The sequence below is a fragment of the Aeromonas sp. R7-2 genome (assembly GCF_040908105.1).
Classification (GTDB): Bacteria; Pseudomonadota; Gammaproteobacteria; order Enterobacterales; family Aeromonadaceae; genus Aeromonas; species Aeromonas caviae.
In genome coordinates this window covers 55,745-63,270 of record NZ_JBFODC010000018.1, presented here as the reverse complement: position 1 = coordinate 63,270, position 7,526 = coordinate 55,745, and the positions used below count along the sequence as shown (strand labels likewise).

Below are 7,526 nucleotides of genomic sequence, written 5' to 3'. Positions count from 1 at the left end.
CTGACCGCCCTGGGCCAGAGCGTCAAATACGAGCTGGTCGACGGCGATGCCAGCATCCCGGGCAACCAGGTGCTGAAAGGCTATGTGGAAGTCAATGGCCAGCGCGTCGAGGTGCTTCAGGTCGAACTGGTGGGCAAGCTGGACAACGCTGCCAGCAACGGCTTTGACTATAAGGTGACCCTGTTCGAGGGGGTTCACCAGAGCGGTGGCACTGCGACCGACCTGCCGTTCAAGCTCAACATCGTCGACAGCGACAAGGGCAGCGGCAACAACGACAGCGCCACGGGCACCCTCAACATCCGCATTTCGGAAGGGGCCAACCCGACCCTCAGCCTGACCGGTGTGACCCTGAGCGAGGGGCGCTTCGACGGTGCCGCCAACAACCAGACCGGCGATGATCAGCATGCCACCGGCACCCTGAGCATCACCGCGGATTCCGATCCCGTGGTGGACGTGCGGCTGACCCTGAGTGGTCAGGTGCTGGATGCGAGCGGCAAGGCCATCACCCACAACGGCGAGACCCTCACCTGGCAGGAGGTGCCGGGCAGCAACGGCCACGGCTTCCAGGCAGTGACTGCGAGCGGCACCCTGGTGCTGACGGTGACCCTGCCGAGCGTGCCGGGGCGCATCGAAGCCCACACCCAGGCAACCCTCGATTACCAGGTGACGGTACACACCAACCTGGATCACGGTGCCGACGACAAGCTCAACCTGAGCCTGCCGGTCAAGGTGACCGACAGCGACGGCAGTGTGATCACCGGCAGCACCACGGCGGTGATCACCGATGCGGCGGATCCCGTGATCACCGCCATCGAGGGGGTGACCGTCAAGGAGTCGGACCTCAACGGGGGCAGTGGCCAGCATGGGGGTACCAGCCCGTCAGGCACGGGAGAGGTTGCCATCGGCCAGGTGACGATCGCCGCCGGGAGTGACCGGGTGGTTTCCCTGCAACTGGATGTAGCCCGCTTCAACGCCCTCAATACCCTGACGTCGGGGGGCAAGGCGGTCACCATTGGGGCAGACAGCCAGCCGGGTGTCTACCTTGGCAAGGACAGCGCAGGCAAGCTCATCTTCAAGCTGACCCTGGATGTGTCCGGCCGCTACACCTTCGAGCTGACCGGCAATCTGGATCACAGCGTCCAGGGCAAGGATCTGCTGGATATCCAGCTGCCGTTGCAGGCACGGGACAGTGACGGGGATCTGAGTGCCGAAGTGATCGGCCATGTGAGCGTGCAGGATGACGTACCCGTGGCCGTGGACGCGAGCAAGACCCTGAATGAAGGGGCGAAAGTGACCGGCGATCTGCTGGCCACTGCCAGCGAGGGGGCGGACGATGCGGTGGTGAGATCGGTGACCATCAATGGCACCGAGCACCCCATCGCCGCCAGCGGCAACACCAGCATTGCAGTCACCGACAGCACGGGACAAGTGATCGGCACCCTGGTGATCAGTGCCGAGGGCAACTACAGCTTCACGGCGACATCCGGCGTTAATCACAGCAACAATACCCTGGTGCAGACCATCGACTTCCACCTGGTGGACGGGGATGGGGACACCGATGACGGTGTCTTGACCCTGACCATATGGGACGAGGCGGGCAAGCTCACCGTGAGCGCAGTCACCGGCGCCGAGGATGCGGGGGCCAGTGATCCCACTCATGGCATCCCCATCACCATGGCCCTGGACATCGGCGACTACGATCGGGGCGAGTTCGTCGAGAAATTGCTGATCCAGGCGCCGGCCAATGCTCACGGCACCTTCTATTTCAACGGCGTCGCACTGACCACCATCACCCAGGGGGGCAAGACCTGGTATGAGGTGCCGCCTGCGGCCATGGTGGCGGTGGCCAACACTGATGACAAGTTCCAGCTCACCGGTGTCACTTTTGTGCCAAACCACGACTACTCGAGCTACAACAACGGAGGTGCTCCGCTGCGCTTCCCGGTGCAGTTGCAGGTGGGGGTCACCGAGGGGAGCAAGCCCCCGGTGCTGACCGGCAATCTGGACATCACGGTGCAGGGCATTGCCGACAAACCCCTGTGGGATGCGGGCAGCACGCACCAGCACTACACCACGGACGAGGACAGCAGCGGCATCGCCCTCAACGTCAAGGCGGGTCTCACCGATACGGACGGCTCCGAGACCCTGAGCTACCAGATCAAATGGGCGTCCGGCCAGGGCTCGCTGACCCTGAACGGCAAGGTGCTCACCCCGGGGGCGAACGGCCTCTATACGGTGGCCGGTGGCGACATCAACAAGGTGACGGTGGTGCCCGGCAAGGACTACAGCGGTGACATCAAGCTCATTGTGACCCCGGTGAGCACGGAGAAGACCCCGGTGGTGACCGGCAAGGAGACGGCCCTCGGCGATCCGCTGGAGGTGATTGTCAACGTGAACCCGCTGGCGGACGATGCCAAGCTGACGGTGCGCGAGATCCAGGGCAAGGAAGATACCCTGATCGATCTGGGCAGCAAGATTGGGCTCGCCCATCTGGGAGACACCACAGATGGCTCCGAGCAGCTGTTCGTGCGCATCAGCGGCCTGCCCGCCGGTGCCACCCTGCTGCTGGGTGGGGTGGCGGTCACCCTGGATGCCAACGGTTACTACGAGGTGCCCTATGACCGCATCAATGACCTCAAGCTGCTGCCGCCCAAAAACAGCAACGTCGATTTCGATCTCACCATCAAGGGGGTGGTGAAGGACACCGCCATTCTGACCGATGCCAGCGGCCAGACCCACACCGTGGTCAGCGAGAAGGAGACCGGCAGCCAGAGCCTGCACGTGGATCTGGTGGGGGTGGTGGATGAACCCCATTTCGATCTCAATACCACCGACTGGACCCAGGATGGCAACGGCTACAGCATCACCATCCAGGAGGATGGCCGGGCGCCCCTTGACTTCAAGCTCACCTCGGGGGAGTGGACGGATACCCCGCTCGATCACTCGGAAACCCTCAACCTGGTGCTGGAAGGGCTGCCGGAAGGGGCCAAGGTATTCGACGGCAGTGGCAAGGAGCTGACCCTGACCTTCGCCGGGCTCGATGGCAAGGGCAATCCTCTCTATCAGGTGGATGTGACCAGCCTTGGCAACCTGCAGATCCAGCCACCCCCCAACAGCACCGCCGATCTGCACCTGGTCGGCCACGTGGTGGTGACCGAAAATGACGGCGACCACAAGAGTTTCGACGTGCCCCTCACCATCAAGGTGGAGCCGGCCATCGACGCTACCGACTACGCCAAGACCAGCCATGGCCTGGAGGATCAGTTCACCGTCCTCGACTGGCAGCCTGACCTGACCGACGGCGCCGAGAAGGTGACCCACCTCAGCCTCTCCGGTATCGAACCCGGGTATGAAGTCTGGATCCGCGTGGGTGGGGTCGAGACCCAGCTGACCGTGAGCGGCGGCGCCGTGGACTTGAGCGACGCCGAGCTGCAAAGCCTGCTCGGCGGTGGCCAGCTGCTGGTGAAAGGGCCCGAAGACAGCGACAGGGACACCACCCTCCAGAGCCATGTCACGGTGACACAAGTGGATGTGGACTCCAGCGCCACTGCCCAGAAGGTGATCGACGGCACCCTGCATGTGGATATCCAGGCGGTGGTGGAGCCCGATGGCAACCTGGTGCAGACCGGTCAGCTGGAGAGCCCGGACGGGCACGACATCCCGCTGGACGGCGTCTTCGTGTTCGAGGATCTGGACCCCAGCAGCGATGAGGTCATCGACTACCTGGTGATCAGCGATCTGCCCCCCGGCTTCGTGGTGGTGGGCGGCATCAACGATGGCAAGGGCAACTGGACGGTGCCCCACGACGCCCTCGGCAGTTATGCCTTGCGCTCGCCGGATGGCTTCACCGGCACCGTCACCTTCAAGGTGAGCGCCAGGGTGGTCGACCTTGGTGACAACAACGAGGGGGATGTGAGCGCCCCGGCCTATCGGGAGATCACCGCCAGCGCCGACTTCCATGGCGCGACCCACTCGGGTCAGGTGGCCGCCGATGTCGATTTTGACAACAGTACCCCCATCACCGGGGTGGAGGATCACGGCGTCAACTTCGGCAGCCAGCTCAAGCAGATGGTGACCCTGGGCACGGCGGACATCGGGGACGACGAGCTCAGCATCGTCATCACTGGTCTCCCTCCGGGCGTCAACGTACAGGGGCTCACCTATGACTTCGTCAACGGCGAGTACCTCATCAAGTTGCCGGGCGGCCTCGATGATCTCGACCGCCTGACCCTGACCCTGCCGCAAGACTATGCCGGTGACGGCCTGCACTTCAATGTGCGCCTGGTCAACACCGACACCGTGAGCGGTGACACCAAGATGGTGGAGAAGGACGTCACCCTCTCCATCACCCCGGAGGTGGACATCAACGGCGGGGCGGACGGCCTGCCGGAGCTGCAACTGAACGTGAAGGACGTAAACGGCGACGGCCAGCCTGACAACCTGGAAGACACCGACATTCATCTCGATCTCTCGGTCAAGCTCGCCGACATCAGCCCCTCGGTGGCCGATGGCGGTCTCGAGACCGTGGAGCAGGTGGTCGTGACCGTGGATCCCCAATATGGTCACTTCCTCGACAAGAACGGCCAGCCGGTCTCCACCCTCACGGTGAACAACCCGGCGGATCTCAAGGATCTGGTGTTCGTGCCCAAAGAACACTTCAGCGGCAAGGTGCCGCTGGCGGTGACGGTGGATATTCTCGATACCGCCACCACGGGCACGGTTCGGGGGAGCTGGAGCGGCAACGTGAGCTTCGAGGTGCTGCCGGTGAACGATCCGGCCAACCTCACGGTCCAGAACGTCACGGGCCAGGAAGATGGCAGCGTGAGCCTGGGGGGGCTGGGGGCCAGCCTCATCGACAACGATGGCTCCGAGCAGATCGTCGGGCTGCAGATCAAGGGGGTGCCGGATGGCTTCACCCTGTCCGCCCCGGCGGTCAACAACGGCGGTGGGGTGTGGCAGGTGCCTGTGGGCACCGACTTCTCCAAGCTGACCCTGATCCCGCCTGCGGACTTCAGCGGCACCGTGGATCTGACCCTAAGCGCCTTCACCCTGGACAAGGGGCTGACCCTGCCCCTTGAAACCAGTGCGGGCTTCACCGTCACCGTCAATCCGGTGGGGGATGCGGTCATCACTGACATGCAGGAGCAGGCGAGCGGCACCGAAGGGGATGTGATCACCCTGAACCTGGGGGTGGAGACCCGGGATACCCAGGCTACCGGCGGCAATGCCGGCAATGTGCACGAGAACGGGCCCGAGCAGGTGCGCGTCACCCTGGAAGGGGTGCCGGACGGGGCAGAAATCCGCCTGCCGAGCGGGGTGAGCGGCACCGTAGTGGATCTCGGCGGTGGCCGCTGGCAGGTCACCACGGATGGGGGCAAGCTCGACGCGGTGGAGCTCGTGACCAACGACGCCAACGGCGCCATGGCGATCAAGGTGACGGCCCAGAGCCTGGACAACGGCGCCCTCGGCCCCGAAGTGAACGGCACCATCCATCTCGATGTGAGCCCGGTCAACGACGCCCCCGTCAACGTGCTGCCCGATGATCCCCAGGTGGCACAGGAGGACGAGCCGTTCGTCATCCAGGGTCTGCAGGTCAAGGACGTGGATGCGGGCAACGGCATCATGGAAGTGCGCCTCTCGGTGGAGCACGGCACCCTGACCCTGCCGGCCGGGAGCGGCGTGACCCTGACCGGCAACGGTACCGGCGATGTGGTGCTGACCGGCACTCTGGCGGATCTCAATGCCCTGCTCTCGGGCGGCGTCACCTATCAGGGCGACCCGGACTTCCATGGCAATGACGCCTTGACCATGGTGACGGACGATAGGGGCAATACCGGCAGCGGTGGCGCCCTGAGTGACACCGATGTGCTGCCCATCCTGGTACAACCGGTCAACGATGCCCCCGTCAACCAGCTGCCGACGACGCCCCAGGTGGCGCAGGAAGATCAGCCCTTCACCATTCACGGGCTGCAGGTGAGTGATGTGGATGCGGGCAACAGCCCCCTCTCTGTCACCCTCTCCGTGCTGCACGGTACCCTGGAACTGGCGGCGGGCAGTGGCGTGACGGTGAGCGGCAGCGGCAGCAACACCCTGGTGCTGAGCGGTTCCCAGGATGCCATCAATGCCTTGCTCGCAGGGGGCGTGACCTATCAGGGCGAGCAGGACTTCAATGGCCAGGATGCCCTGACCATGGTGACCAATGATCTTGGCAACACCGGCAGCGGTGGCCCCCTGAGCGATACCGACGTGCTGCCCATCGAGGTCGAGCCAGTCAATGATGCCCCTGTCACCCAGGTGCCGGGCTCATTGCAGGTGAAAGAGGATGGCTCCCTGTCGCTCACCGGGATCAGCGTGAAGGACGTGGATGCGGGCAGTGCGCCCATCTCCATGGTGCTGCGGGTGGAGCACGGTGTGCTGACCCTGCTGGGGGCGGCAGGCGCCGTCTCGGTGCAGGGGGCGGGGACCAGCGTGGTGACCCTGGTCGGGTCGCTCGATGATCTCAACGGTCTGTTGGCAGGCAACCTGCACTACGAGCCAGCCAGGGATTTCTGGGGTCAGGACAACCTGAGCATCACCACCTCGGATCAGGGCAATACCGGTGCCGGTGGCGTCCTGACCGACAGCGCCCAGATTGCCATCCAGGTGACGGCCGAGCCGGACGATCCCCAATTGGGGGTCGGCACCCACGATATCCTTGCGTTGCAAGGGGCCTGGGTGCCGCTCAACCTCAGCGCCAGCGTGGTCAATCCGGCCCCGGGTGAGCTGTCGGTGCGGATCCAGAACCTCGGCAGCGCCCAGGTGGTGGACGAGCACGGCCAGAGCGTCGGCCACGCGGATGGCAACGACTGGTTGCTGCCGATGGACCAGTCCGTGCCCATCTACCTCAAGGATCTGCCGGCGGGGGATCATGCCCTCACCCTGAGTGCCGAATCCAGCCTGGGTGGCGGCACCCTGAGCTCGGCCACGGAGACCATCACCATCCACAGCCAGAGCGGTCACGATCTGCTGGGCTCGGATCAGGGGGACTGGCTGTTCGGCTCCTCCGGCAATGATCGCCTCCTGGGCGGCATGGGAGATGATGTGCTGCGGGGCGGTCAGGGCAACGACTTCCTGACCGGTGGCGCCGGCAGCGATCTCTTCGTGTGGGGCAGTGGTGACGAGGGGACGACGGCCTCTCCGGCGATAGACACCATCACCGACTTCCGTCCCCAGGAGGGGGACAGGATCGATCTGGCGGACCTGCTCAAGGGGGTGACCGACAACAGCGTGGATGGCCTGCTGGGTCATCTCCAGGCATCGGTGACCAGCACCGGCAATGGCCTGAGTGACGTGAGCCTGTCGGTCTCCCCGGCGGGGGATGGCAATGTCACCCAGCAGATCACCCTGAAGGACGTGGATCTGAGTGGCTGGAACCTGAGTGGCTCCTCCTCTCACGACATCCTGCAATCCATGCTGGATCAGCACAGCCTGATCATCCAGCACCCCTGATGGGGCAAAGAGCCGGCGAATGCCGGCTCTTTTTTTGG

Annotated in this window: 1 protein-coding gene; it reads left to right on the top strand. The window is 64.5% G+C overall.

Annotation, left to right across the window (positions count from 1 at the left end; translation table 11 throughout):
• Positions 1–7,488: type I secretion C-terminal target domain-containing protein (locus AB5Y47_RS04545; protein WP_368219897.1), on the top strand; the 7,488-nt coding region annotated here is incomplete at its 5' end.
• Positions 7,489–7,526 lie beyond the last annotated feature (38 nt).